This window comes from Butyrivibrio sp. WCD2001 (genome assembly GCF_000424485.1).
In the GTDB taxonomy this organism is placed as follows: domain Bacteria; phylum Bacillota; class Clostridia; order Lachnospirales; family Lachnospiraceae; genus Butyrivibrio.
Map to the genome: position 1 here is coordinate 1 of NZ_AUJZ01000014.1, position 25,232 is coordinate 25,232.

At 44.7% G+C, this 25,232-nt stretch carries 27 protein-coding genes and 1 pseudogene; 2 read left to right on the top strand and 26 right to left on the bottom strand.

Annotated elements, in window-relative coordinates:
• From G630_RS21750 to G630_RS0112270, 6 genes and pseudogenes are all read right to left on the bottom strand, one after another.
• A pseudogene (locus G630_RS21750) lies at positions 1-234 on the bottom strand (MFS transporter); the annotation flags it as partial.
• Positions 235-280: 46 nt separating this feature from the next.
• A complete protein-coding gene (gene crcB, locus G630_RS0112245) occupies positions 281-649 on the bottom strand; it encodes a fluoride efflux transporter CrcB (protein ID WP_013282473.1) in 369 nt (122 codons plus the stop codon).
• Between the two features lie 32 nt (positions 650-681).
• On the bottom strand, positions 682-1,608 hold the full coding sequence (locus tag G630_RS23655; RefSeq protein WP_013282472.1) for a GNAT family N-acetyltransferase: 927 nt from the start codon (positions 1,606-1,608) through the stop codon (positions 682-684).
• Positions 1,609-1,887: 279 nt separating this feature from the next.
• Complete coding sequence (locus G630_RS0112260) at positions 1,888-2,235, bottom strand: type II toxin-antitoxin system HicB family antitoxin (RefSeq protein WP_026498728.1); 348 nt, start codon at positions 2,233-2,235, stop codon at positions 1,888-1,890.
• Positions 2,232-2,492 (bottom strand): type II toxin-antitoxin system HicA family toxin, encoded by a 261-nt coding sequence (locus G630_RS0112265; protein ID WP_022762335.1) that lies wholly within the window; start codon positions 2,490-2,492, stop codon positions 2,232-2,234. The genes G630_RS0112260 and G630_RS0112265 overlap by 4 nt, the downstream gene beginning before the upstream one ends.
• Before the next feature lie 78 nt (positions 2,493-2,570).
• Positions 2,571-3,089, bottom strand: a complete 519-nt coding sequence (locus G630_RS0112270; protein WP_026498729.1) for a hypothetical protein — start codon at positions 3,087-3,089, stop codon at positions 2,571-2,573.
• A 57-nt stretch (positions 3,090-3,146) separates the two neighbouring features.
• Between G630_RS0112270 and G630_RS0112275 the strand changes: the two genes are divergently transcribed.
• Positions 3,147-3,362 (top strand): hypothetical protein, encoded by a 216-nt coding sequence (locus G630_RS0112275; protein WP_026498730.1) that lies wholly within the window; start codon positions 3,147-3,149, stop codon positions 3,360-3,362.
• 175 nt (positions 3,363-3,537) lie between these two features.
• Here G630_RS0112275 and G630_RS0112280 read toward each other — a convergent pair whose 3' ends face one another.
• From G630_RS0112280 to G630_RS0112310, 5 genes are all read right to left on the bottom strand, one after another.
• Positions 3,538-4,767 (bottom strand): leucine-rich repeat protein, encoded by a 1,230-nt coding sequence (locus G630_RS0112280; RefSeq protein ID WP_026498731.1) that lies wholly within the window; start codon positions 4,765-4,767, stop codon positions 3,538-3,540.
• A 22-nt stretch (positions 4,768-4,789) separates the two neighbouring features.
• Complete coding sequence (locus tag G630_RS21760; protein WP_049946199.1) at positions 4,790-5,218, bottom strand: hypothetical protein; 429 nt, start codon at positions 5,216-5,218, stop codon at positions 4,790-4,792.
• A gap of 12 nt (positions 5,219-5,230) precedes the next feature.
• Positions 5,231-6,007 (bottom strand): hypothetical protein, encoded by a 777-nt coding sequence (locus G630_RS0112290; protein WP_026498732.1) that lies wholly within the window; start codon positions 6,005-6,007, stop codon positions 5,231-5,233.
• A 549-nt stretch (positions 6,008-6,556) separates the two neighbouring features.
• Positions 6,557-6,892 (bottom strand): type II toxin-antitoxin system RelE/ParE family toxin, encoded by a 336-nt coding sequence (locus tag G630_RS0112305; protein WP_026498734.1) that lies wholly within the window; start codon positions 6,890-6,892, stop codon positions 6,557-6,559.
• On the bottom strand, positions 6,889-7,203 hold the full coding sequence (locus tag G630_RS0112310; RefSeq protein WP_026498735.1) for a type II toxin-antitoxin system RelB/DinJ family antitoxin: 315 nt from the start codon (positions 7,201-7,203) through the stop codon (positions 6,889-6,891). The genes G630_RS0112305 and G630_RS0112310 overlap by 4 nt, the downstream gene beginning before the upstream one ends.
• Positions 7,204-7,351: 148 nt before the next feature.
• On the opposite strand from G630_RS0112310, the gene G630_RS21765 reads away from it, so the two are divergent.
• The gene (locus tag G630_RS21765; protein ID WP_049946200.1) at positions 7,352-7,888 is read left to right on the top strand and encodes a hypothetical protein; all 537 of its coding nucleotides are present in this window, start codon (positions 7,352-7,354) and stop codon (positions 7,886-7,888) included.
• Between the two features lie 314 nt (positions 7,889-8,202).
• Here G630_RS21765 and G630_RS21770 read toward each other — a convergent pair whose 3' ends face one another.
• The 15 genes from G630_RS21770 to G630_RS0112390 all read right to left on the bottom strand — a co-directional run bounded on the left by G630_RS21770 (position 8,203) and on the right by G630_RS0112390 (position 25,086).
• The gene (locus tag G630_RS21770) at positions 8,203-8,475 is read right to left on the bottom strand and encodes a helix-turn-helix domain-containing protein (protein ID WP_049946201.1); all 273 of its coding nucleotides are present in this window, start codon (positions 8,473-8,475) and stop codon (positions 8,203-8,205) included.
• Between the two features lie 85 nt (positions 8,476-8,560).
• Complete coding sequence (locus G630_RS0112325) at positions 8,561-10,732, bottom strand: hypothetical protein (protein WP_026498736.1); 2,172 nt, start codon at positions 10,730-10,732, stop codon at positions 8,561-8,563.
• Between the two features lie 84 nt (positions 10,733-10,816).
• Positions 10,817-11,302: a hypothetical protein gene (locus tag G630_RS21775; RefSeq protein ID WP_196805788.1), complete on the bottom strand. Its 486-nt coding sequence runs from the start codon at positions 11,300-11,302 to the stop codon at positions 10,817-10,819.
• Between the two features lie 34 nt (positions 11,303-11,336).
• A complete protein-coding gene (locus tag G630_RS0112335; RefSeq protein ID WP_026498737.1) occupies positions 11,337-12,350 on the bottom strand; it encodes a TRAP transporter substrate-binding protein in 1,014 nt (337 codons plus the stop codon).
• On the bottom strand, positions 12,347-13,189 hold the full coding sequence (locus G630_RS0112340; RefSeq protein ID WP_044959280.1) for a response regulator transcription factor: 843 nt from the start codon (positions 13,187-13,189) through the stop codon (positions 12,347-12,349). Before G630_RS0112340 ends, G630_RS0112335 begins: the two co-directional genes overlap by 4 nt.
• A 17-nt stretch (positions 13,190-13,206) precedes the next feature.
• Positions 13,207-14,793: a sensor histidine kinase gene (locus G630_RS0112345; protein ID WP_026498739.1), complete on the bottom strand. Its 1,587-nt coding sequence runs from the start codon at positions 14,791-14,793 to the stop codon at positions 13,207-13,209.
• A gap of 93 nt (positions 14,794-14,886) precedes the next feature.
• Positions 14,887-16,182 carry a TRAP transporter large permease gene (locus G630_RS0112350; RefSeq protein ID WP_026498740.1) on the bottom strand — a complete coding sequence of 432 codons (1,296 nt, stop codon included), beginning with the start codon at positions 16,180-16,182 and terminating at the stop codon, positions 14,887-14,889.
• An 11-nt stretch (positions 16,183-16,193) separates the two neighbouring features.
• Positions 16,194-16,751: a TRAP transporter small permease gene (locus G630_RS0112355; protein WP_026498741.1), complete on the bottom strand. Its 558-nt coding sequence runs from the start codon at positions 16,749-16,751 to the stop codon at positions 16,194-16,196.
• Between the two features lie 131 nt (positions 16,752-16,882).
• A complete protein-coding gene (locus tag G630_RS0112360) occupies positions 16,883-18,025 on the bottom strand; it encodes a TRAP transporter substrate-binding protein (RefSeq protein ID WP_026498742.1) in 1,143 nt (380 codons plus the stop codon).
• Positions 18,026-18,403: 378 nt separating this feature from the next.
• Positions 18,404-18,763, bottom strand: coding sequence for a glycoside hydrolase family 3 N-terminal domain-containing protein (locus G630_RS0112365; RefSeq protein ID WP_026498743.1), 360 nt, complete (start codon positions 18,761-18,763; stop codon positions 18,404-18,406).
• An 86-nt stretch (positions 18,764-18,849) separates the two neighbouring features.
• A complete protein-coding gene (locus tag G630_RS25390) occupies positions 18,850-20,373 on the bottom strand; it encodes an alpha-L-rhamnosidase-related protein (protein WP_044959261.1) in 1,524 nt (507 codons plus the stop codon).
• Positions 20,370-21,350 (bottom strand): ABC transporter permease, encoded by a 981-nt coding sequence (locus G630_RS0112375; RefSeq protein ID WP_026498745.1) that lies wholly within the window; start codon positions 21,348-21,350, stop codon positions 20,370-20,372. Before G630_RS0112375 ends, G630_RS25390 begins: the two co-directional genes overlap by 4 nt.
• 24 nt (positions 21,351-21,374) lie before the next feature.
• Positions 21,375-22,574 (bottom strand): substrate-binding domain-containing protein, encoded by a 1,200-nt coding sequence (locus G630_RS0112380; RefSeq protein ID WP_026498746.1) that lies wholly within the window; start codon positions 22,572-22,574, stop codon positions 21,375-21,377.
• A 14-nt stretch (positions 22,575-22,588) separates the two neighbouring features.
• Entirely contained in the window at positions 22,589-23,569 is a 981-nt protein-coding gene (locus G630_RS0112385; RefSeq protein ID WP_026498747.1) for an ABC transporter permease, read from the bottom strand.
• Between the two features lie 14 nt (positions 23,570-23,583).
• Complete coding sequence (locus G630_RS0112390; RefSeq protein WP_026498748.1) at positions 23,584-25,086, bottom strand: sugar ABC transporter ATP-binding protein; 1,503 nt, start codon at positions 25,084-25,086, stop codon at positions 23,584-23,586.
• Positions 25,087-25,232: the final 146 nt, after the last annotated feature.

Sequence of the window (25,232 nt, forward strand, 5' to 3'; positions counted from 1 at the left end):
CCAGTATTTCTTCGTTTTATCTGCTATAAATCCGGATATGAGCCTTAGTGAATACCCGCACAATTCTCCTATACCGGACACAAATCCGATGGTTGCAGCGGATGCCCCTGCGAGGTTCAGATATTCGCCCAATATGCTTCTGGCGCCTTCATGAGTCATGTCCGAAAACAGACTTACGATTCCCATCAGGGTTATAAATATTATGGCGCCAGACAAAGCCCTTTTTTTATCCATGTTCTACTCCACTAATCCCGATTTGCTTATTTCATTATCCTGAAATTCAAAGTTTTATTATCGTCGCAAGTTTCTTTCCGCATAGAATTCCAAATATGCAGCAACAACAACTCAGTACCACATATAATCCGCCATTCATATATTGTTTCTTCTCAAACAAATTAAAAGCTTCAAGGGAAAATGTAGAGAATGTGGTAAAACCTCCACACACCCCTGTCTTCCAGAAAAGAATGGTATTATCAGATACACTTTCTCGGTTACTGGTAATTCCAACAACGAATCCAATTAGTATGGCACCGAGGATATTTGTAATCAGAGTTAATATCGGAAAATAAGTCTTAACAGGAATCAGACTTATTGCATATCGCGCTACTGCACCCAAGGCACCACCAAGTGCTACAAATAGAAAATTCATATCAACCTCTCTATTGTCATATATACTGAAATTTAAAAAGTATTCTCTGCCTTACTCTTAAGATAGCTATCAGCCTTTTTAAGCATCTCTTTTTTGTTATCATATTCTATGGTATTGATAGCATCTTCAAGTTTAAGAATCTTCAGAGCTTTGACCTCGTCTGGTCTTGTTATGCTCGGAGATGAGTCTTTATACTTAGCAAGGAAATAAACTACCTGCTTTGTCACTCCAGGTTTTTCAGAAAGCGTATACTGTTCGCTTGCTCTAAATTCAGTGTCTAACTCGACTTTCAGATTTGTTTCTTCCTTTATTTCACGAAGCGCAGTTTCTATTTCAGTCTCGCCTTCTTCCATATGTCCTTTTGGAAAGCTGTGAGATCCGCTCATCTCCTCAACTAAAAGATATTTTATTACTCCACCGTCTATAGTGTATACTATTGCCCCGCAAGATTTTTCAAACTTATCATTGAATTCTTTTTTACCCAGTTCCATGTAAATATAAAGAGAAGGATCTTCTCCTAAAGCAATAACATACTCAGGCATTTCTTTCTGAATAAATCCCAACTTACGGTACAAATTTATTGCCTTGGCATTAGCTGGATGGGGATCAACCCACAGATTTTCAGCTCCTTGTTTAAAAGCTTCTTGAATAGAGTATAGTAGCGCCTGCGTTGCAATCCCTCGGCCCCTGGCAAATTCAAATAACTTAATATCCAAAGAAGCATTTTTAGTTTCCGAATCAATACGATATTGAGTCTCACCGCAGTATTTGCCATCTTCAAAAATTGAATAATGATTTTGCTTTGGTCTTGCAGATATGAATCTATCTAACCATTCTCGTACTGCTTCCCCTGTCTCATGCAATCCTCCTGGCCAGATATACTGCATGACGTCTTCATCTGCCCACAGGTTTTGTATATTCTTGATATCATCATATGTTGATTCTTTAATAGTTATCACTTAGTTCAGCCCCTAAATCTTTAGTTTGTCTTAGTCAGTTTTAACTGAAATCTAATCAGCGAAATGAATCACTTCTACAGATTATAATGTCCTAATTTTCTCCACAACTTTTTTAAACTCATCATATCTAATTTGCTCAGAAAAGGTTTCATACCCTTATTTTTTAATAGTTGAAACAAATAAAGAAAAGCCTTGTCATCAAGGCCTTTCCATTATAAAATCCATCTTTAGTTATCAGTTCTCGAATCGGCGAATTAACAAAAATATTGCGTCTTTGGGCTAACCTTCTAGGATGTCCAGTTCATCATCAATAGCTCTGGATACAAACTGGTTTATTGTGATTCCTTCATTGGCAGCATATAATGCAATTTTCTTATGCTGCTCAGGCTTAATGCGAACATTGAATGAGCCTTTAAATTCTCGTTCAGGATCTTTTCCTATCTTCTGGCAGTAATCAAGGTAATTATCTATACAATCATGCAGGGACTGTGTAAGCTCTTTTACTGATTCTCCATGAAAATTCAGAGAGTCATTGATGCCAAGAACGTGACCTATGAATATCTGATCTTCCTGGTCAAATTCTACTTTTGCATGATATCCATTGTATTCCATCAGTGAACTTATCATTCTATCTCACCTACTTCCTTAAGAAATGCTATGACCATCTTTACGTGATACCTGTACAGCTCATTGCCTGGGTGTGGACCGTCAAATTGAAGGATGCGCTTTGTTTCAACATGATAATAGCCTATTCCTGATCCTCTTCCGCCCTCGAACTTTTCGCAGCCACATTGCTTCATAAGTGCGTCCAGTTCTCTTATTGTAAAACTTGTCGGTGCGGGTTTTGACAGTAATTTTTCTAGTAATTTTGATTTCTTTGGCACAGTAATTCCTCTTGCAACTATTTTCTAGTTACAATATAACACTTTAGCCCTACCTCGTCAATTCCAACAGAGTAACAGCTAGCATTTCCTTATTTCATACATATCTTCATGTTTCAGATACAATACCTGATATGTCGGGATTATTAGTGTGTTCCATGGATCAGATATATATACTCCGCCTGTAGACGTTGCTGATTTCTTGAACTGGATCCATAGGTCATCTATCATATCTGACATGATGAAAAGTTTAAGATAAACTTTATCTGCTTCAGATTCGCCAATTTCGTAAAAACGTACACCACCTACACAAGTAATATCTTCCAGAGTATATGACCGTAAATTTCTTTGCATTACAGGCCGGATGTTGTGTCCAAGGCAGTCTGCGCTGATAGCATCACTGGGCTCTTCGAAGCCCTGCATTATCCATGTGAAGCATATTGCGAGCAGTGTCATATCCGAATCACGGATACTGTCCACGTAATGTAAGGTGTTAACATCGTTTTCTGACAGTGAGAAAATGCCCTTGCCTATGATAGACATATATTTTGCGAATAAAAAGCAGTCAACCATATCATAAGAGTCATACTCTGCAGGCATAATACGGAAGAACTTCTTTATGCGCTCAAATCAACCAGGATACGCTCTGTAGAGTTAATGATCAAAAAGTACTCAGAAGCAGCTTTTGATGGCAAAGAGCATCTGACACCGGAGTCAATTCACAGAACATTCCGCAACACTGTATTTAATCAGTCTAAGAACGTGCCCGTTACGTGTGATATATGCGGACTTGATAGTGATACTATCCTTCAATACTATCGTCTATACATTGATGATTATGAAAGGCATAAAGGGCAGAGTTTTAATTTATAAAGTATTCTGGCAAACTAACATACAAAAATCAAACCTCTATCTCATCAAAGGTATAGAGGTTTTTTGAGCAAATACAGGATCCATTTATCTTGCCCCTTCCACAATATGTCACTAAGTCAAAACAGCATAAAAGTCCTCCTGCCATTACTGCGAAATAATGACAGGAGGGTTAAACTTACTTCTTATTCTTTTCTCTCTTAACTGTTGCGTTCTTAGGAAGGCCTGATTTTTCAAGAAGTTTTTTGTTTTTCTCAAAGTTTTTGGCATTAGTTTGCACCTTTATGATCACATTCTTCTTGGTGTTCTTAAAGGCACCCTTTCCAACCTTCTTAAGCTTTCCTCTTATTACGACTTTCTTGACCTTCTTACCGTAATTGAAGGCGTTCTTGTCGATAATGTTAACATTTTTTCCTATATCAACTTTTGTTGCCTGCTTACAGTTTTTGAGAAATCCCTTGCGGATTCTTGTAACTTTGTAGGTCTTGCCGTTTGCTTTTACTGTAGCCGGAACGACTACGTTTTTGAGGTTCTTACTGTTTACATTTTTGAGGTCTAATTTTGTACCATTAGCCTTTTTGAAGACAAATTGTGAAATCTGTTCATCAGTCTTGCTGTAATTGGTAACTGATATTGTTTTGCCATCAGCATTCTCTTTTGTAACAGTCTTGGTTCCATCAGGATTCTGCTGCGTATCATCACCTTCATTCTGGCTTTGCTTCTGCTCTTCTATTGTGACTGTAACACAAGCAGGTTCAGAATCTGTATGATTATCATCTCCTACTACCTTATACCATACATAGTAGGTTCTGGCGTCGGTACCCTTTGGAACATCACCTGACCATCCATCTGTTGGAGCATTTGTAGCATCCTTGCCTAGTGCGTACTGCATCGTACCGCCGATAGCTGTTCCAGCGGTCACAAGTTCCTGTGCTGAATCGGTGTATGTCAGAGACTTTGCTGTCGGAGCCTTCGTGACGGTTGCTATTTCCTTCGTTATCGTGAATTTCCAGTCAGCATTCTCAACAGTACCCGCGTTGTAATGCGTACCGGATGCCACGTTCAGCTTTACAGTATAGTCACCAATTTCAACAGCACTGTCTACCTTCGTGCCATTCTTGTAATACTCAACCGTGATTGTACCCATTCCGGTCACAGTGCTTTTGGCTGTCGCTGAGGTCGTTTTGGCCGTTCCATCGTAAGCAAGGGATGTCGGCAGCGTTACATCAAAATCTGCCGCAGCCGGATCAGCCTTAATGATTAGCGTAATCGTCATCGTTCCCGTCGTAGCGGGCGACGTGATCGTAGTTGTGTTGCTTTCCGCATATGCGGTCAACCTCATGCTGGAAAACGTTCCCATCAGTATCACCAATGTGAGGACAATGCTCAAAATTCTCTTTGCTTTCATATACACACCTCTTTCATGTAGGTTACTTTACTTCAAGTGTAAGCTTAATCTCCGCTCCGTTGAGCGGTGTATTGTCTTCTATGCTATAGCAGTCGTAATGGATCGTCGCAGGGTATTCGCCCTTGTCCAGCGCCTTATTCAGCGTGATGCGGGTAAATTCCTCTCCGGGAGATAGTGCCTCGCCCGTCCAAATGGTTTCGCCGTCGTTCAGCACGAGGCTGAGGACAAAGATGCAGGCGTTCTCAGGCGGGTCTGTGAGCCGCACGGTCTGCGCGGTCTTGCCCGCCGCGAAGCTCAGTGTCTCATAGCCTGGTATGGCGATGTTCGTTCCGCTACCGGGCGAAGCTTCCGCAAACCGCTCCACCTTGTCTCCATCGCTGCCGCAGGCCGTCAGCGCCAGCAACAGTGTGAGCACGAGAAAGACCTCGAGAGTTCTCTGTATTCTGATCATTTGCAGCTACACTCACTCATAATACACAGTAAAGACAAGCGGGTTGCTTGAATCTCCGCTAATGTAGCTGTTCGTATTAACAGCAATCTCTGTAGCGCCGTCACTGCTCGTATAAGTGTTCCCAGACCAGCCGGTTCCGTAAACTTGATAGGTAGTACCGCTAATAACAATTTTATATATTTTATAGCTGCCCATGGCAGTAAACTTATTTGTTGCATTTTTGTTGATAACTGCATCATTATCTTTGGTTGAAGTATAATATTGAAATACGTTATGTGAAGATGTGGTAGTAAGACTACTCACTCCCCAGCTTGTAAAACTCATGGTCTCAACGTTCAAAGTGGGTGCGTTATCCACGCTTGCGGTAAAGGTCACAGTGTCTTGATAAGTACCTGCGGGCTTGGAACTGTAATCTTCCACAATGATACCCATAGGCTTTGTGATTGCTGTGCTGCTAAGCTCTGTAAACGCCCAAGATGTAGTCGCCGTCGTATCGGCGGACGCAGTTGCAAGCGTGTAGCCCACGGAATTGCTGCCAGACACAAGCGCCCAGCTATTTGCAGAAGATGCAGTCACAGACAGCTTCTTGCCACTTGCCAACGTGCCCGTAGCTGAAATACCATCGGTTGCGTTCCAGCCACTGTTTGCTACCGTCAGCGTGGACGGAATGGTGAGGGTGTAGGTGCTGGTGTCTCCCTCTGCCAATGCCGTCATGCTCATCCCCTGCATCAGGCCGAGTGTCATCGCACCCGTCAGGGCGAGGAAAAGGATTCTCTTTTTGATCTTCATAAATGTGTACCTCCATTTTGTGTTATTGCATAAAAAAACGCCGAACCTGACAGGGTATAGTAACCCCGTCAAATCCGACGGTTATCCATCACGAATGTTGTATTCAGTTTTAGAGCAAGACAAAAAGGCGCAGTTTACCTTACTGTGCTGTGCTGTGCTGTGCTGTGCTGTGCTGTGCTGTGCTGTGAAAGCGTAGGCCTTTTCCGCATGTCTGTCAAGCCTCCTTCTGATAAAAAACTTTATTATTTCAAATAAAAGCTTTTCACTAATTCCAAATAACAACACTTATACATAATAATTATCGCAATTAACTCTAAAGACACCATTATCCAAGCAGTGCTTTTAGATTAAAATTTCATTAAATTATTATTAAAAAGTCAATTTAGTACAGACTATACATATTTTTTATGACCTGTATATATTGATTACATTTTTATTCTCCATGACAACATATGTAGGAGTTCCCAAAAGATCATATTCATCATAAAATCCCAATCCGTTTTTTCGATATTTCCTATCGCGAATAAGAAACTGCATAATTTCAAAGAATCATTCTTCTAAAATCATCTGCTTTAAATATTTATCCTGATCCCTTGAACTGTGAACAATACCGGTAACCTGCACCGCAGCGTGCTCAACATCAATCCAGAAATAAACAAGATAATTTCCAATATTTGTTTTCCTTACTCCTTCCGTTCTCCATGGTTCTTCATCTACAAGAAACCATTTTTCAGGGTTTACTGAAAGATTTTCTAGAAGTTCATCAAATGAATCCATAAGAGTCTCTGCAGCATCCGGATTTTTCAATACAACTGCTATATGCCATGCAATACCTCGAAGCTGTTCTTCCGCCTGCCTGGTCAGTCTAACTTCAAATCTGTTCAACGTGTCCACTCCCTTATATCCTTTTTAATGTCAGAAATAACATCTTTTGCAGGGCGGCTCTCATTATTTTTTGCCTGCGAAAGGCCTCTTTCCATCATAATGTCGAATTCCCTGTCAGTCATTTCATCCCTGGCTACAGGATTAGTAGATAAGTCGAATGTAAAAGGTATTCCCCTTGTTCTTATTATTTTCTTATAAAGTGCATTTATGACTACAGAGCTTGATATACCAAGCTGGCTCAGAATCTCCTCTGCTTCTTCTTTTACTTCAGGCTCAACTCTTGCCAGGATGGTTGCTGTTTTGTTTGCCATACATATCACCTCTCTTTCTGTCTTTATTTTAATGTATATCTATTAGATATACAACGGTCAGGTTGAAATATCTTTCCATGTTCATATCTTTTCTTGTCTATATTCTTGTAATCAAAGTAAATTTCTATGCTTGACGGCGTATGTACTTTTGAGTCAACGGCTGGTTTTTTGGCTAAAAACAACCGGGATAAAGAAAGGTCAGCCTATTGCGCATATATTCGCCGTCCATGAGGATGAGCTTCCCATAACCAGCAGGACTGCCTACAAATATATAGACATGGGCATTCTTGATGTCAGGAATATAGACCTCCGCCGTCAGGCAGGCTATAAGCACCGCCGGAAGAAAAAAGAAGAATCCGGCATCCTTACCCAGGCTTACAGACAGAACCGTTCATATGACGATTTCAAGGCATATATGGAAGGCAAGTCTGATTCAAGGGTATTCGAGATGGACACGGTAAAAGGAAAGCGCGGATACGGAAAGGTAATGCTGACTATGCTGTTCAGGAAAAACTCAGTAATGATCATTTTTCTTATGCCGGACTGCAAGGCTGAATCCGTGATCTACTGGTTCAACTATCTTGAGACAGGTCTCGGTAAGGAAGTATTCCACCGCCTGTTTGAGATAGGACTGACCGACTATACCGAAGAAAATACTATGCCGAAGTTTTGGCAGTATGCCTGAAATCAAGCCACTTTTCCAAATTTCTTCGGTATAGTGTTCTATACTTGAAGCATCAAATATAAGGAGGTGCTTCAAGATGGATATAGACACTGTTTGCAAGCTACTTATTAGTGCTTTAGAAGATGCTGGGTATAATGCTTCAACCATCTTCAATTATCAAGGCGCTGTCAGGAGGTTCAAAGCTTTCTGTGAAGAGCGCAATGTAACTAAGTATAGCAGCGATGTGGGTGAGCTCTATGCAAATGATGTTATCAGCCCTAAAACTGGCAAGTTCAGTAAAGAGCGATACCATTTACAAGGTCGTTTTATACGGCTTATTGATACTTGGTGGTGCAATCATCTACTGAAAGCTCACCACGTAGCACCTTTTCTACACACTGCATCTTGAATTCTTTGCTATAACTTGTATTACCAGTTTTAGGTAATAATGCTTCTGCTCCATGCTCTTTGTAGGAAGCAACCCACTTTTGTAAAGTGTGCTTGGCTATACCATATGTTTTAGCAATTGATCCATAGGATCCTTCTCCATTAAGATATTCTTTTACTCTGTCCAATATCCATTCGTGTGCATACTTTCTGTTAGCCATAAAAATCCCCCTTAAGTAGTTTTGGTTATTTACCCTGTCCACTTAAGGGGGATCATATCAATTACTCGCAGGCTCCCTGTTTTTATCATTTCAATTTGAATTTTACGGTAACAATCTTGGTTACTGCATTAAAGGTATCATCACCTGAAGCGGTAACCGCAATCTTTATTGTGTAGGTTTTTCCTTTTTTAAGCCCCTTCTTGATGGTTATCACTCCGGTCTTTGAATTTATCTTAATCTTGCTGTTTCCCTTAACCTTCTTATATGTGACAGTGCCCTTCGCGTCGCTGATCTTCAGAAGCTTTGAAATCTTTACCTTGATCTTCTTTTTGCTGTCACTGAACTTGATCTTCGCAACTTTCTTTTTAACGGTTACGCTGAGCGTATTCTCCTGCTTTGCAGAATCGGTCTGAGAATATGTCACGGTATCGCCGCTGTTTGAGATGGATACTGAAGTATCACTACCTGAACCAAATTCAGATAAAATGTCGGCTTCACTGAATTCTTCTGAGGAATCGTCGGTTTCATCAGTTATTGCCTCGGCGTCCTCTGAAGATTCATCGCTTTCATCGGTTGTTGCAGTGCCGTCCTCTGAGGATTCGTCGCCTTCTTCAGTTGTCGCAGTGCCGTCCTCTGAAGATTCATCGTCTTCCTCAGTTATTGACGTGTCATCATCTGTGAGCTCTTCCTCCGAAACTTCAACAATCTCGATGGAATCCAATCCAGCGTCAAGCAGAGAATCTGCAATATCCGTTCCGTCTATTAAAGCTGTATCTTCGTCGGATGACTCATCATCCGCAGTTTCGTCATCTGCGGTTTCATCATCTCCTGCCCCGATGTCCGAAGTTCCATCCACATCATCAGTTTCGGATGACTCGTCTGCATTTGCCTTACTCTCTAACAGATCTTCCAATATTGTTTTAGCGTTTGTTGCTATTTCAAGGGCTTCGCTTGCCGTAGTCGCAGCCTCTTCGGCAGTCGCTGCCGCTTTCTCAGCAATTTCCTTACAGCTGTCACTATCTACATCAGAAGCAGCGCTCAGTGCTTCATCCGCTTTTTCCATAGCAACCGCTACATTATCTGCCGCGCTGTTTGCTGCACTCTCTGCGGCTTCAGCAACCTCAAGTGCTGACTCAATCTCTTCATCGGATGAATCAGTAGTTAACTCTTCTGCCTTGTTCAGAGCATATGCGGCATCGGACTTGGCGTCTTCTGCCAGCTCCAATGCAGCATTGGAAGCAACCTTAGCTATGGCTGCAGCCTGGGCTGCGGTTTCCTCTGTAGTTTCCTGATTTAATGTACTCTGAATGATCAGAGAAATATTTTCTGCGCTCTCAGCATCAGAAGCGGCATTCTCCGCAAGAGTTGCTGCTCGCTCAGCATAGTAGCACACCCAGGTATAATAATTGCTGATGTCAGAATTATCGGTACCTTCCGCAATAGTCGCAAACTCTGCCAAAGCAGCCTGCGCTCTTTGGGCAGCCTCACTAGCGGCGTCTTTTGCAGTATTTGCGGCCTCTACATATTCCTGCGCAGCCGCCAGAGTTTCATCGCTTGCAGTTTTGTTTGCCTCGGAAACTGTGCTCAGATATGCGGCGTGGGCCTCCTCGTATGCGCTGTATGCCTCTAATGCTGCGTCGAGGATCTCTGAATACTTGGCGTAAGCCTCATCTATTGCCTGCTGCGTGTCTTCACTTGTATCGTCGTCAGTAGCCTCTGTATAGCCCTCCTTCATGTTAATGGTGATAGACTCAATTTCTATCTTGGTTCCGCTTTTCGCCATGAAACCTATGTACTGAAAATAGTAGTCCTCTTCATCATTGATGGTGCCTGTACCGGGAACAACAACTATCGGGATGTCCTGCTGATCCGCGAAATCTTCCTTACTGCTCTCTACTACCAGATCCAGGTTGTCGTACAATCTCACATAGATCCAATCCGTCTGATTGGAAACCTGTATTGTGATGCTCTCAACATCGCCTGAATAGAGCCTTTTTCCAAGCGTAAAAAAGTATTCATCATACGTGCCATACTCAAATTTAATGGTCTTAACCTTGTTTGTACTTGTTCTTCCGCCCTTGGACAGCTCCCCAAAGTTGTAGTAGCTGGTGTTCCACCTGTTGTATACGACTACGTCATCGTAATAATACTGCACGTTGTCTGCAGCTTCCGCACTGATATTCTCAGTGCCCAAAACTCCTATGAATATCATCACAGCGAGTAAAAAGGATGTTAGTTTTCTGCTCTTTTTGGACATGATCCTCCTCCTGAATTCTATTTACGTTTCAAGAGAAATATAAATCATGAGCCTAAAATGAAACTAAATGTATAATTTAATTTTTCATTTCTTTATCTTAATAATCTCAGCCTTCGCTTTTTCACACGCATCTATCACAGCATCACAGAAGCTGCCAAACTCGGGATCCTCCTCATACTTATCCTCATGAGAAAGAACATATTCAAGCGCTATTCTAACTCCCTTGTGGAACGGAATGGTGGTCGTCATGTCAGGGGCAAGGCGCTTCAACTTGCTGTTGTCAAAGACAACCGACACGGACTTATCCCCGATAAGACTTCCTCTAAAGTCGTAGCCGTAGGCCTCTCCCGCCTCTGCAAGAAACTCTGAAGCCACATAGTAGGGCTTTAGCTCCACTCCGAGAGCATCTGCGATCGTCTGATAAATCTGGTTCCAGGAGAGAATCTCATCGCCTGTAATCTGGAAAGCCTCGCCGATAGCGTGCCTGTTGCCCATAAGGGCTGTAAAACCGACTGCGAAATCCCTGTTAAAAGTTACTGCCCACAGGGAAGTACCGTCGCCCTGACTCACCCTGACTCACCCTGACTCCCCTGACTCATTCCATTCAATAGTCCATTATTTTCTGCAGCACATCCATCTGATCACTGCAGTATTTTGTGTAAACTCCGGACATGGCCTCGCGGAAGCGCTCCTTCTCCCTGGAACTGAGTTCGATGACAGTGATGCCGTTTTCTTCGGCGATGCTGCGGGAGCTCTTTTCGCGCTCGGCCCAGAGCTGGCGCTCGTAAACCGCGGATTCGCGGGCACATTCCATCATGATTGCCTGATCCTCGGGGGAAAGCTGATCCCAGATCGCGCTTGAGCAGATCTGAAGCTCGGGAACCCTGGTGTGCTCATCTATCGTGTAATAGTTTGCCACGAGGTAGTGCTTCATGGATTCATAGGAAGGCCAGTTGTTTTCAGCGCCGTCCACGATTCCCTTCTCGAAGGCGGAGTACACCTCGGAATACACGATCTTCGAGGGCGTGGCGCCAAGGGCAGACACCATGTCCGCCATCATCTCCGACTCCTGGACGCGGATGGTCATGCCCCGCACATCCTCGAGGCTCCGAATTGGCTTTGTACTATAAAAATTGCGGGCTCCGGCGTCGTACCAGGAAAGTCCGCGAAGTCCGTAAACTTCAGGCTTTTCCAGGAATTCGTCACCTATCTCCCCGTCAAGCACGCGCCACATATGCTCGGAACTGCTGTAAAGATAAGGCATCTGCAGCACATTCATCTCCGGAATGTACTCGGCAAGCTGCGACAGCGAAACCCTCGCGAAAGCGATTCCGCCGTACTTCATCTGCTGGATAACCTCGCTCTCCTTCCCCAGCTCTGCGTTGTACTTAACGAGGATCTTGATCCTGCCGTCGGTTTTCTTGTACACGAGCTTAGCAAAATACTGGTCTCCGATGGTTGTCGGATAATCCTCGGCCTGGTTCTCAGCATACAAAAAGACAAACTCCGGCTCCTTCTCCGCGCTGGCGCGGCCACGAAGGAACACAGCACCCACAATAGCCGCCACCACCACAAATATACATATGAAAATTGTGATTAGTTTCCCGTATTTCTTCATGTATTACCCACTTCGCTCCTGTACTCACTTGGCGTCATTCCCACACTTCGCTTGAACACTCTTGTAAAATAGTTGGCGTCGCGGTATCCCGCTTTCTGGCTGATATCCTTGATGTTTATCAAGGGATCTGCAAGAAATTCCTTCGCACGCTCCATCCTGTAATCATTCAAAAAGGTGATGAAATTCACCTCGAAATTCTGCTTGAAAAGTTTGCAAAAATACACATCGGAATAGCCGAAGGCGCCCGCAATATCCTGAAGGGCGATGTCATCCTGGAAATTCTCATCGATATATTCGCGAACTTTTTTCATAAAGGAGTTGGGCTCCGGCACATCATCCCTGCAACCTCCGGCCTCGACATCCGAAAACTGAAGATTCCTGCATCCGTCGGCCACGCCACGCACCTCACCATCCCAAGAATCAACGCGCTCCCCGCGCACCTCCGCAGAAGCCCTCCCGGCATCTGTGCTCCTCCTCTTCATGTCACAGTGCCTGAAGGCCTCCTCCAGCACATTCACAAGATCCGCGTCGGAGCCCGGTTTTAGCAGATAATCCAGCGCCCGAACCTCAATGGCCTTCTTCGCGTAGCTGAACTCATCAAATGCCGTCAGGAAAATAATCGACGCATCGGGATGCCTGTTCCTTATTATGGAAGCCACCTCAAGGCCGTTCATCCCCGGCATTGATATGTCGAGAATCGCGACCTGGCACTTTTTCTCCTCGTAGAGCTCCACTGCCCGCAGGCCGTTTTCAGCCAGGTGGACCTCAGCCAGATCCGGGAAAAATCGCATGATCTTCTTATTTACAACCTGTCTCTCAATTGGCTCATCGTCCGCCATAAGAATTCTATATTTGCTCACTGTTCCTCCACTCCCAGCAACGGTATTGTGATCGTCACCGTAGTTCCTTCGTTCTCCCTACTGAAAATATCAAGCGCCGCCCCTTCGTACATGGCGCGGATTCTCTTGTTGATATTTCCAAGGCCAATTCCAACAGTATCCTCGTCATCCCCTGCAACAACACCACCCACAGGCTCAGCCCCGACAGCAACTCCGACCCCGACACCCACTGGCTTAGCACCAGCATCAGCCAAGGCCTTCTCCGCGCTCTGCAGGTGCCGCCTTATACTCTCCAGCGTCTCCTCATCAATCCCGACGCCCGTATCCGCGACCTTTATTTGCAGCATGCCGCCCTCATCCCTGATGCTGACGGAAATCTTCCCGCCCTCAACCTTTGACGAAATCCCGTGGATTATGGCATTTTCCAGGAGCGGCTGAAATGTGAAAGTCGGCACAACGACCTTGTTCTCATCAACGTCCGAGTCAATCTCAAACTCGACGCGGCTGCCGAACCGCATCTTCTGAAGGTACATGTAATCCCTGGAGATTTTCAGCTCCTGGGACAGCAGCGCCTCCTTCGAATGGTTCTTCAAGTTATATCTAAAAAGTGAGCTCAGGGCCTCAATCATCTGCTCCGTGGTCTCGGCCCCCTCCAGATTGGCATTCCCCGCGATCACGTTTAACGTATTGAACAAAAAGTGAGGATTTATCTGACTTTTTAAGAGCTCCAGATTCATTGTATCAAGCTGTTTTTCAATCCGAAGATTCTCCATCTCCTGCTCGTGGAGCTGATCTAAGGCTTCTCGCCTCTCCTCCATCGCCTTTATATACTCACCGGTTGCGTATTTCATCTTGTTAAAAGCTGAGACCATGTCGCCCAGCTCATCTTTATTTGTAACGACCACATCATCCACGAAAAAATCGTTAGCCGCGATCTTCCTTGAAGCGTTAGCAAGCTTAATTACAGGCACCGTGACGCTTCCGTTCAAAATCCTCGATATTTTCAGGATAAACAAAAACAGCACAAGACTGATGGCGGCAGCGATAAACGGGACTTTAAGAACAACCGGGAAAAGCGCCCGATATCTTAAATTTCCCTGCTGCGTCGTAGTATCGGCGAATTTTCGTGCATAACCCGACAGGTAACTCTGCATGCTGTAAACATCGTAGAGCTCCTCCACGTGGAGGCTGTCCGCCATGTGCGCTTCAATCACCCGGTTACGGCTCTCGGCGTAGATCTCGTAGGCGGTCCGAAGCGCCTGGAGCTGCGCGTATCTGTCGTCGCCAAGAGACGCATATGAAAGGGGCACCGCATAAATCGCACTTTTCGTAGTGGCGACGCTCACCTCAAAGGTCTCCGGGTCCATGGAATCCGTGTCATGGATCAGCCCGTCGAAGGCGTCAATCTCCCTGTTTAGGGCGGTCACGATCTCTCCGCCTCTTGAATTATTCACCATTATATTGTTGAAATCGATCATGAAGACCTTCACGATCCACACATCTATGAGCAGCGCAACAGAAAGCGCCACAAAGACACTTATAGTAAAAAGACTGATCTTTTTCCGTATGGTCAGTTTTTGCCAGATTCCCCTAAGTTTTTTCATACCTTCACTAAAAAGCAGCGCTATAGTTATGGGAATAATTATAACGCTGCCCTGTATTATTTTCTATCTAATTATGTCATCCTGCTCGGATTATTACTTCATGAAAAGGTTCGGAAGTCCCATGCTTATCACCGGGAAAAACGTGATGAGAAGCAGCACCGCGATCATGCAAAGGTAGAAAGGCATTGTGGCCTTTACCACTTTTTCCATCCGCACTTTTCCCACAGCGGAGCCTATGAAAAGCACGCCGCCAACGGGAGGTGTAAGAAGGCCGATTCCGCAGTTCAAAACTATCATGATTCCGAACTGGATAGGGTTAATTCCAATCGATGTGGCGATGGGAAGGAGTATCGGCGTCGCGATCAGAATGATGGGCGCCATGTCCATGATGCATCCCAGAACCAGAAGGATCAGGTTAAGCAAAAGCGCGATAAATATCGGATTTCTTGTGAGGCCGATTATTGCTCTCGATGCGAGATCCGGCACGTGAAGCGTTGTAAGGCAGTAACCGAAAATGCTTGAAGTCGCAATAAGAATCAGCACGATGGAAAGTGTGTCAACGCACTGTTCAAGCGTCTTCCATACACCCTTTATGTCCATTCCTTTGTAGATAAAAACGCTGACTACAAGGCTGTAGATTACCGCGATGGCTGCGGATTCGGTTGCAGTGAAAACTCCTCCCACTACGCCAACGACCACTATGATGATCGCAGCCAATGCCCAGAAGGATTCGCCGAGCTGCTTGAAAAAGTTCTTAAGACTGAACTTTTCACCTCTTGGATAATGGCGTCTTTTTGCTATGATATATGACCCAATCATCAGCGATACTGCAAGAACTGCTCCCGGCACGTAGCCTGCCAGGAACAGGCTTCCCACAGATACTCCTCCTGCGCTCATAGCATAGATGACCATATTGTGACTGGGAGGAACCAGCAGGCCCTCACAGGATGAAGTTATTGTAACAGCGGTTGAAAAATCGTCATCGTAACCCTGATCAACCATCATGGGAATCAGAATACTTCCAAGGGAAGCGGTGTCAGCCGCAGCAGATCCCGATATTCCGCCAAAGAAATACGAAGCCACGATGTTTACCATGGCCATTCCACCGGTCATCCAACCGACACAGGCATCAGCCAGTTTGATCAACTTTTCAGATATACCGCCCACTCCCATTATGCAACCCATCGTTATGAAAAACGGGACCGCCATGAGACTGAAGGAGCTGATACCTTTGACCATCTGCTGGCAGACTGTGGTAAGCGGAAGTCCCTGATACAGCAGGCAGAAAATCGATGACAACGCTACCGCGTAGGCGATTTGGAACCTTAATAGAATCATCACGATAAAACTGACGAGCAGTACCGTGATGGCAGTTGTATTGACAGTCATCTTTACCTCCTCTATGCCGAGTACTTGTTCTCTACCGGGGCATCCTGCGCGCCTTCTTCAACTGCGCAGAGTTCCTTGATATGGTTATAGATTGCCTCCAGCTCGAAAATGATCATCGCGAATCCGGCAACCGGAATCGGGAAATACATCCAGAATCTGGAGAATCCGGGTATTGATACGTAGGTTCCCTTGCTGCCGATAGCAACCGCGTATTTCCATCCGACTGTCAGCATCACAAATGCGAGAACAAGCACGAATGCGTCAGCTAAAAGATCCAGAATATTGATTACTTTTTTGGGAAGATAAACATCGAAGGCCGTCATGCGGATATGTGCCCCGCGCCTTATTGCAAGAGCCGCAGAAAGCACCGCCATATACGCCATCAGCGTGAGGACAACCTCCTCACTCCAGGCAGGATCCGGGATAAACGGTATATACCTGCCAAGGACACTCAGGCTGGTGATCAGAATATCCGCCACCAGCATGAGCTTGCAGACAAACAACGTAACCTTGTAAGCCGCATCGTAAAAGGGCCTAAGCTTATCTACCGCAGTAAAAAAAGAGTTCATACTGATTTCCTCATTTATGGTGACATGACCGCGAAGTCCGATACTAGTTTGTGGGATGTTTACTGGACCCCGCGGCCATGAATCACTGCGTGTTTTTGTTGCAGATTTCGGGATTGTTTCAGGAATCCGATTTACTGCATGTCAACAATCTGCTGGTAAAGATCTTCGAAGCCCTTGATGTTTTCTTCGATTACAGGCTTAACTGCCTCCTGCCAGGGTGTGATGTCGTCAACCTCAACGATGTTAACGCCTTCAGCCTTGAGTTCCTCCAAAACCTCTTGCTCTTTTTCCTCGGAGATCTTGCGATTGTACTCAGAAGCCGCTTTTCCTGCCTCCATAAGGACATCCTGCTGCTCAGCGGAGAGCTTGTCCCATGCCTCATCAGTGATGATGACCTGGATTGCGCCAAGAGTGTGTCCGTCGAGGATCATGTTATCCGCAACCTCAGGGAATGCGTTTGACTTGTAATTGGCGATAGGCTGCTCAGCGCCGTCAACAACGCCGGTCTGGAGCGCCGAATAGAGCTCTGTAAAGCTGACAACTGTGGGAGAAGCTCCAAGACCCTTAACAAGACCGTTCATTACAGGGTCGTTTGAAACTCTGATCTTTTTTCCCACAAAATCCTTGATGTCAGTTACTTCATAGTTTGTAAAGAAATGGCGGAAGCCTTCCTCACCGTAGAAGAGGCCTCTTACGCCACTGCCGTTTTCAGAGGGCTCCTGCAGGAATTCCTGTGCCAGGTCTGATGTCGCGAAATTCCAGAAATGCTCGCGGCTTGTGAAAATATAGGGAAGCGAAAGAAGAAGCGACTTATTTCCGCCGTAATTGGTCAGAGAAAACGCGGAAATTCGTGAAATATCAACTGTACCGCCACCACCAAGCATTGTATCAAGTACATCCTGCTCAGCTCCAAGAACACCTCCCGGCTGAAGGTCAATATAGATTGAGCCGTTTGATCTGGCCTCAACCTCTTCCTTGAACTTCTGATCAGTCATTCCAACGATTGTATCTGCGGGATTAACCTCGGCCATGACAAGTGTAACTGCATCTTCAGCGGGGGTCGCTGCTTCCGGGGGCTCCTCGTCCGCGATATCTTCGGTCGCATCTGCTGTGTCAGTAGTGGTATCGGTATTGTCTGTCGTCTCAGCTGCATCTGTCTGCGTCTCTGCCGCCGGCGCCTCCTCAGTTGGCACCTCGGGTGCAGTAACGCCACATGCTGTCATCGTGACAACCATAGCTGTAGTCAGTACAATCGATAAAAACTTCCTCTTCATAGAAATAACCTCCCTAATACTCCGTGCAGAAGCACTGATAAAAAAGTTGTGCTGCAACACTTTTCATACGCTGCGCCACAGCACGGTTTGTTTTGACAAGGTCATTATATGTGAAAAGTTTTTATCGAAAAATCGGACATTCTTAGCATTCGTAGTACTATATTAGGATGTTAAAAATGGCCTATTGTTAATTTTGTGCTATAAAAAAATGAGTCAGGGAGATGGTTCTCGTTGACTCATTTTGAGGTGTTGGTGTGAGTCACGGAGGCGGTTCTCATTGACTCATTTTAGCGAGGCCGGTATTTGGTGGCTCACAGCTTCTTGAGTAGCTCCTCTGCAAGGCTGCTACCCTTCTTTGCGGCGTAGCTTGCCCACTTCTTAGCCTTGGCGGGATTCTTGTCGCCGTATTTTCCGGTGTAATAGGCTTCCGCAAGCTCTTTTCCCTGTATCCATATAGCGTGAAGCGAAGGAAACTATCTTCTCTGGGTCATCGCCAAAGGTCCTGACGTTTGTTATCGGATTATGAAAGTCTCTGTTGATATCCACGATAGGAGCAAAAGACCAGTTTAGTCCCAGTGCTGCCCCTTCCCTGCATGCAACATACCCCATCCTGTAGCCGTTTTCAGGATCCGCAGTTGCTGCAACTGCCATGGGCTTGCCAAAAGATGTCCCCTCTACCGCCAGTCCATCTCCACCACTCTCCGTATTAGCGGCTAATAAAAGCGGAATTTTGGCCATTGGCTGTATTCAAGAAAAAACGGATTCCCGGTATAATCGATTTCATAATTATCAAATGTCATATCAAACTCTCTTCTTCCAAAGTATTAAGCAAAGTATTTCCTGAGAAAATACGCCGGGCCACAGCTCCAGGCATGACAATAACTGTTTACAATGGTTCCTCCGTAAGGTGACTCGTCCGGATTTTCGGGATTATACAGCTCCCAAAAGGTGTCTGCACCGTTTTTGATCATTCCGCCCCAGTACTGTCTCATAAGATTGTGAGCGTCTTCTTTCCTGCCAAGCTTAATAAGTGCATCTATATAGTTGTGATACATATAAGGAGTAACCATTTTAACAGCACCGTCGCAGCCATTTAGTCTTTCCAAAAGCCTGAGTGCAGCACTACCTTCAACGGCATTTCCAAGTATCATCCATATCTGAGATGCAAAGGAGATCTGTCTGTCTTTCCCGCTTATGTACATGCCCATTTTTTCATCATATAAAAAAGTATTGGCTGCATCCTTTACTTTGTTGTAAAGATCAGCATACTCTTCCTCTGAGAGCACATCTCCGACCTGCTCGGCAAGCTCAATTGCTGCCTCCAGCGCGTACAGGAATATCCCCTGCGCACTTGCCTGTTTATTCAGCTCCAGATTCCAGTCCACAAAGCACCAGCCAAGAACGTCAAGGTCCTTTACTACATAGTGTTGGTCAAGGCCCTCTCTGGCAAGACTGATCTGTCTGCGGCATACCTGCCACAGATCATCCAGCGCCTCCTGGTCACCTGTCTTTCTGTAATAATCCCTGAGAATGACCACAAAAAACAGAGAATAGTCAAACATACAGGTGTCGTCTACTTCAGGCTCAGGCTCCAAAAATACGCAGGCTCCGACTCTTCCATTCTCCTGAGTAAGCGCACCGAACAGGTATAGGCAGGATTTGACCATATCATTCATTCTGTAGGTTTCATAATTGGCCAGAGCCTGTATCCTAAGATCTCCTATCCACAGCCTTCTGTCTCTTTTAGGTCCATCCTCAAACACTGTCTGCATGCAATCTTTGAGAGTTTTTACAGCCACCTTGTCCATCTCTCTGTCCAAGGGATCTGCCGCCTCATAGGGTAAAAGATCCGTATCTCTGGCAGAAGTGACGGCCTTGGCCCAAGCTTCGGAAATCTGAAGGTCAAATCTTGAACTGATATCCATAACCTCAATCCTTACAAATCTGAATGAATATCGTCTGTCAAAGTCCAGCCTTCCGGGGACCACATCCACCTTTACCAGCTCTTCCTGGATCCATGATGCGCTTACCCAGCCACTGTATTCTGATGCATCCTCAAACAGCTCTACTTCTCTTTCGGCAAAGCGTACTCTTAAGAGCACCGGAGCATCTGCATGAGCTCCTATGTTCTTAAAATCAAGAGAAAGATATCCAACCAGATGTCCGCCAAAGTCAAGGATGACCTCATCACCTTTTTTTAGTGACATAGTCCTGAAATCCCGGAGACTTTTTTTCTTTATTCCCTTGCCGTCCCTTGTAATACTTACTGTTTCGGCTACAGCAATCTCTTTTTCATTTAACCTTGGGAAAAGAGCCGTTGCTTTTTTCAATAATCTTAAGTCTTTCATGCTTTCAATAATCTCTTTATCAAATCATTGTTGTTCAGGTAAATAAGGAAAACAACCAGCAATACTGCATTTATAATTGACTGCATCGTTGCATTCACTGAGTTTGAGAATACAGCAAAAGTAGAATTTAAAAGTGACATGCAAACAGCCGCCAGGAGAAAGCCAATCTTCTCGTTTGTGAATCTGCCGATATATCCTGCGATAAACATAGGGAGAAATGCTGTAAACATGATGGCTATACTGCCAAAATTGAGCTGTCCTCCATTTATTGTCGTATTTCTGGCTGCATTAAGTGTTCCCACTATACCCATCAGGCCTCCACTGATCCCATAACAGATCAGAGTGTTTTTTACCTCATTGATACCTGTCGCCACAGCCACCTTCTGTCCCGACTTAAGTGCGTTGTAGTCATATCCAAAGGCCGTTTTATCAAAAGTAATTATCATAAATGCAAGGACTGCCGCTATTATCAATGCTGCATAGACCCAGGTTCCTGTAAGAGCGGACATTGAAGGATTTTGAACTTCACTCATAACATATTTGCCACCGGTTATTGTGTACATAATTCCCTCATACACTAGCGTTACTCCCAGTGAGACTATGATGGGAGGCAGTCTTAATGTGCAATATGTAAGACCCGATATTAGTCCAAGTATCACTCCTGCAACAAGGGATATACAAAGCATCAGCGGTGCAGAGCCATTTCCCCCGGAGAGAATCCCATAGGTTATTTTTGCCCCTATGATAGATGACAGACCGGCCATTGATCCCAGGGAGAAATCAAATCTTCCGCTGTTCAGATTTATGGAAAGAGCCATGGTTGTGATCATCACAATAGCTGTATAAACTATGAAATTGTCAAAGCTTTTCATATTTGAAATCACACTCTGTCCATTTAACAGGCAAAGAGTCTGCAAAACCACAAGGGTTACAACCGGCATGGCCATTGCGTTTACGATTCTCTTCGGGGTACTCATAGCTAATCTCCTTATTACTCTGTATTACTTACTCTCTACAAGGCTCTTTACATCCTGATAGGTGACCTGACTTCCGATAATGCTATCAAGTGTCTCTTTGCTGTAGATGGGTGAATCACCGTTGTCATTGACAAAATACTCATCGAAGGTTGCCTTGTCTGTTGCTACCAGATAGCGCTGATTGAGCGATACAGCATTTCCCTCATCATTTCTGATAAGATTTCCGTCAATCGCATTTGAAACCAGCGCAAATACAGGTCCGATAGATGATGAATACTTACCTGCAAGATATTTAAGACTTCCACTCTCCATTGACTGACTGTTCATGGCAGTAAAGGAATCAATATCGGCAAAAGGTATATTTTCCTGTGAAAGTGTCTGTGCAAAGAATGTAGTTGCCATTCCAACTGAAAGGAATGCCTCGGGAGCCTTCTGAATAGCTGCACCAAGCTCATCTGTTGTTGTATCGCCATATCCCTGGAGGTATGCAACAAGTTCAACATCGCCGGAAACCTTTGAAAGATCAATTCCCTGATCCTGGAAAATCTGTCCCACGATCGCTCCCATGTCATTTGCTCCGCCGTAGGTACAACCAAGTCCCGTAAGAATACCGGCTGCTCTGAAAACGTGCATAGGATTTGGAATGAAAGCGCCATAGAGAGCCACCTTCTTTACTCCCTGATTTTTAAAATACTCGCCCATAGCTTTTCCTGCCTCAAATTCAGTGGCATTTGAAGGTCCGATCTGGCAAACGAAGTGCTCATAACCTTTGTATTTTTCATACTGCTCGTCATCAAGAACTCCTGAAGCTATTGCATAGTAAAGGCCATACTGCTCGCAGGTCTCAATCTGCTGTGCTCTGTCGCTGCTGGATAAAGAGATAACTGCGTCATATCCCTTTGATGCAAATTTTTCAATAGCGGCCTTCTCGTCTTCAGCGCTTGCCAGCGCATCAGTGTAATCAAAGGTAACATCATAGTTTTCCTGAATATACTTCTCATAGTAATTTCTAAATCCCAGGGCTTCCTCACCGCTGACATCTGCTACAAGCACTCCGATTTTCTTGGCTTTGCCGGAAGGCTGAGTAGTTGTTTCAGCTTCCTGTGCCGGTGCTGCGTTATCAGCACTGCCCTGTGCAGCAGGTGCTGAATTTCCGCATCCTGCCATCACCGTCATGGCCCCGGCCATGATAAGTCCGATCACTTTTGTAAGTTTTTTGTTCATAATATTTTCCTCCTTTATCTTGGTAACAGTGCTGTCCTGTAATTCATGCTGGTTACATAAACCACCGCCAGGAAAAAGACTGCACTGATCACCTGTGTGATGCCGTATGCTGCGCTGCTGTCTATGACTATCTCAAGAATGTCATTCAGCAAAATATATGAGAAGCCACCGATCAGTGCCGCGTAAATCTTACTTCTTGCACCTCCTGAGATTGGCATTCCTCCGAAAACGATCGCAATAAAGATATTCATTCCTATACTTGATGCTGTTGTAGTAGTAACCGATGGGGTATAGCAAAGTGTCAAAAATGCTCCGAGGCCGATTCCAATTCCCGCCATCACAAAGGCCAGGATCGTATATTTACTTGCCTTTATTCCTGTAAGCTCTGCACAAATTGGATTTCCGCCCACAAATTTCATCCTTCTTCCGGCCTTCGTAAACTGGAATACAAAGAAGCATATGGCAAAAAAGGCTATTAAAAGCATTGCCTTAAAACCTATGTTGTCAAAGGGCTTTACAACTTCGCTGGGAATACTTATTCCGCCAAGAGCTCCTCCATAACTTGTGATGATCTGTGCCGAGAGAGCTGAAAGAACCGACATCATGGCAACAGTTGTCACGAAGGGAGGTATATGAAAAACCGAGGCTAAAACCGAATTCAGCAGTGAAGCTGTGATACCCACTGCGAATATCGCGACGATCATCAAAATAAGGCTCTGAGTCTTGTTATAGGTCATGACCCCCATAGTGGCTGCAAAGAGCGTTGATGCTCCAAGGCTTATATCAAAGGTGCCAAGGGTATAAATGAAGATCGCCCCAGTAGCAACCACCGCAAGAACAAGAGCCTCATTAAATACTATTTCCAGGTACATATCCAGCCTGTAACCATTTATGCTTACCACCACCAGAAATGCTGCAAACAAAACCAGTAAAGCGACAATGGGAAGTAAGGATATGATTTTTTGTTTTATGTTGGTTTTTCTTTTATCTGTCATCTCTTTTACCTTCCTCAGATCATGTAGCTTATAATGTCTCCCTCGCTGAGGGTACTGCTTCTCTTAAACTCTCTTGTGATCTCTCCGTCCTTCATAATGAGTACTCTGTCACTCATACCTATCAGCTCCGGCAGCTCCTCGCTTATCATATGTATTGCCTTGCCTTCATTTTTGAGCTTTACCATGAGCTGATACATCGCCTGCTTGACTCCGATATCCACGCCTCTTGTGGGGCAATCCAGGATCAGTATCTCGCTTCCGCAGCCTATCCATTTACCAAAGACAACCTTCTGCTTATTGCCACCCGAAAGCTGACCTACTGCCTGATCCATATCTGAACATTTGATCTTAAGTTCATCCACCTGTTTTTTTACATATTTTTTCTCACCGGATGAAGTAACAAGGTTTATTTTGTTTTTAAAGATATTCATTCCGGCGATAGCAATGTTGTCTTTTATACTGGCATCGAGACAAAGCGATTTCTGATCTCTGTCTTTCGACACATATCCGATCTTTTGCCCCATTGCATTGTGAGGGCTGAGTATCTCTTTTCCACTACCGCAGATAACATACCCCGAATCAAGCTTTAGCGCTCCGAAAAGGGCTTCACCCAGATCATGCATTCCGCTGCTCGCAAGGCCACCGACTCCCACAATCTCTCCGCGGTGGAGCTCCAGAGAAACGTCCTTTAAATTATCTTTGTAGTTCAGGCTTTGAGCGCTGAGTACCACTTCATCAAGAGATGTACACTCCGTATCCGCCCTGTAATAATCACCTTTAAGCTCTCTTCCTATCATGCTGCTGCGGATGGCATCTGCATCAAATTCCTCTTTTTCAAAAGTCCTTATGATGTTTCCATCCCTGAGTACCGTCAACGTGTCACAGACTTCCATGATTTCGTCCAGATCATGAGATATAAAGATCACTGACTTTCCGTCATCCCTCATTTTTCTGATCAGACTGTACATGATCTGCCTTCCATCGTGGGACAGCGCAGTTGATGTCTCATCGATGATCAGAATATCCGGGTTTTTCATGATAACTTTGGCTATTTCAACCAGCTTTCTGTCCTGAAAGTCCAGCCTTCCCATCGCATCTCTTCCGCTGATGCCTGCTATCCCAACGCTTTTAAGAGCCTCATCTGCTTTTCTTTCCAGTTTGTTCTTGTCCACAAGGCCAAATTTGTTTTTAAAGCTCCCAAGTTCGGCAAGGAACATGTTTTCAGCCACCGATATTCCTCCAATGGTTCCGCTTTCCTGAACAACCATTCCAATGCCCTTGTTCAGTGCATCTATCATACTGGCCGGGTCCCATCTGTTTCCCTTAAAAAACATCTCTCCTTCATTTGCTTTCTGCATTCCGGCAGCTATTGAGGAAATAGTGGATTTTCCTGATCCGTTCTCACCGATCAGACCTCTGATCTCGCCGGGATAAACTTCAAGGTCAACCTCGTTAAGAGCCACGACGCTTCCGAATCGTTTGCTGATATTCTTCATTTCAAGAACTGGTTTATTCATAACTGCCCATTCCTTTCTGTAACGGCGCTCTTTATGATGCAATTATATGTTTAAAAAGCACTGAATATAATTCACAAAATCGCTCAATATTATTGATGTTTTATGATTTAAATATAATAATTTTTATATAAATCTTTGATTTTTTG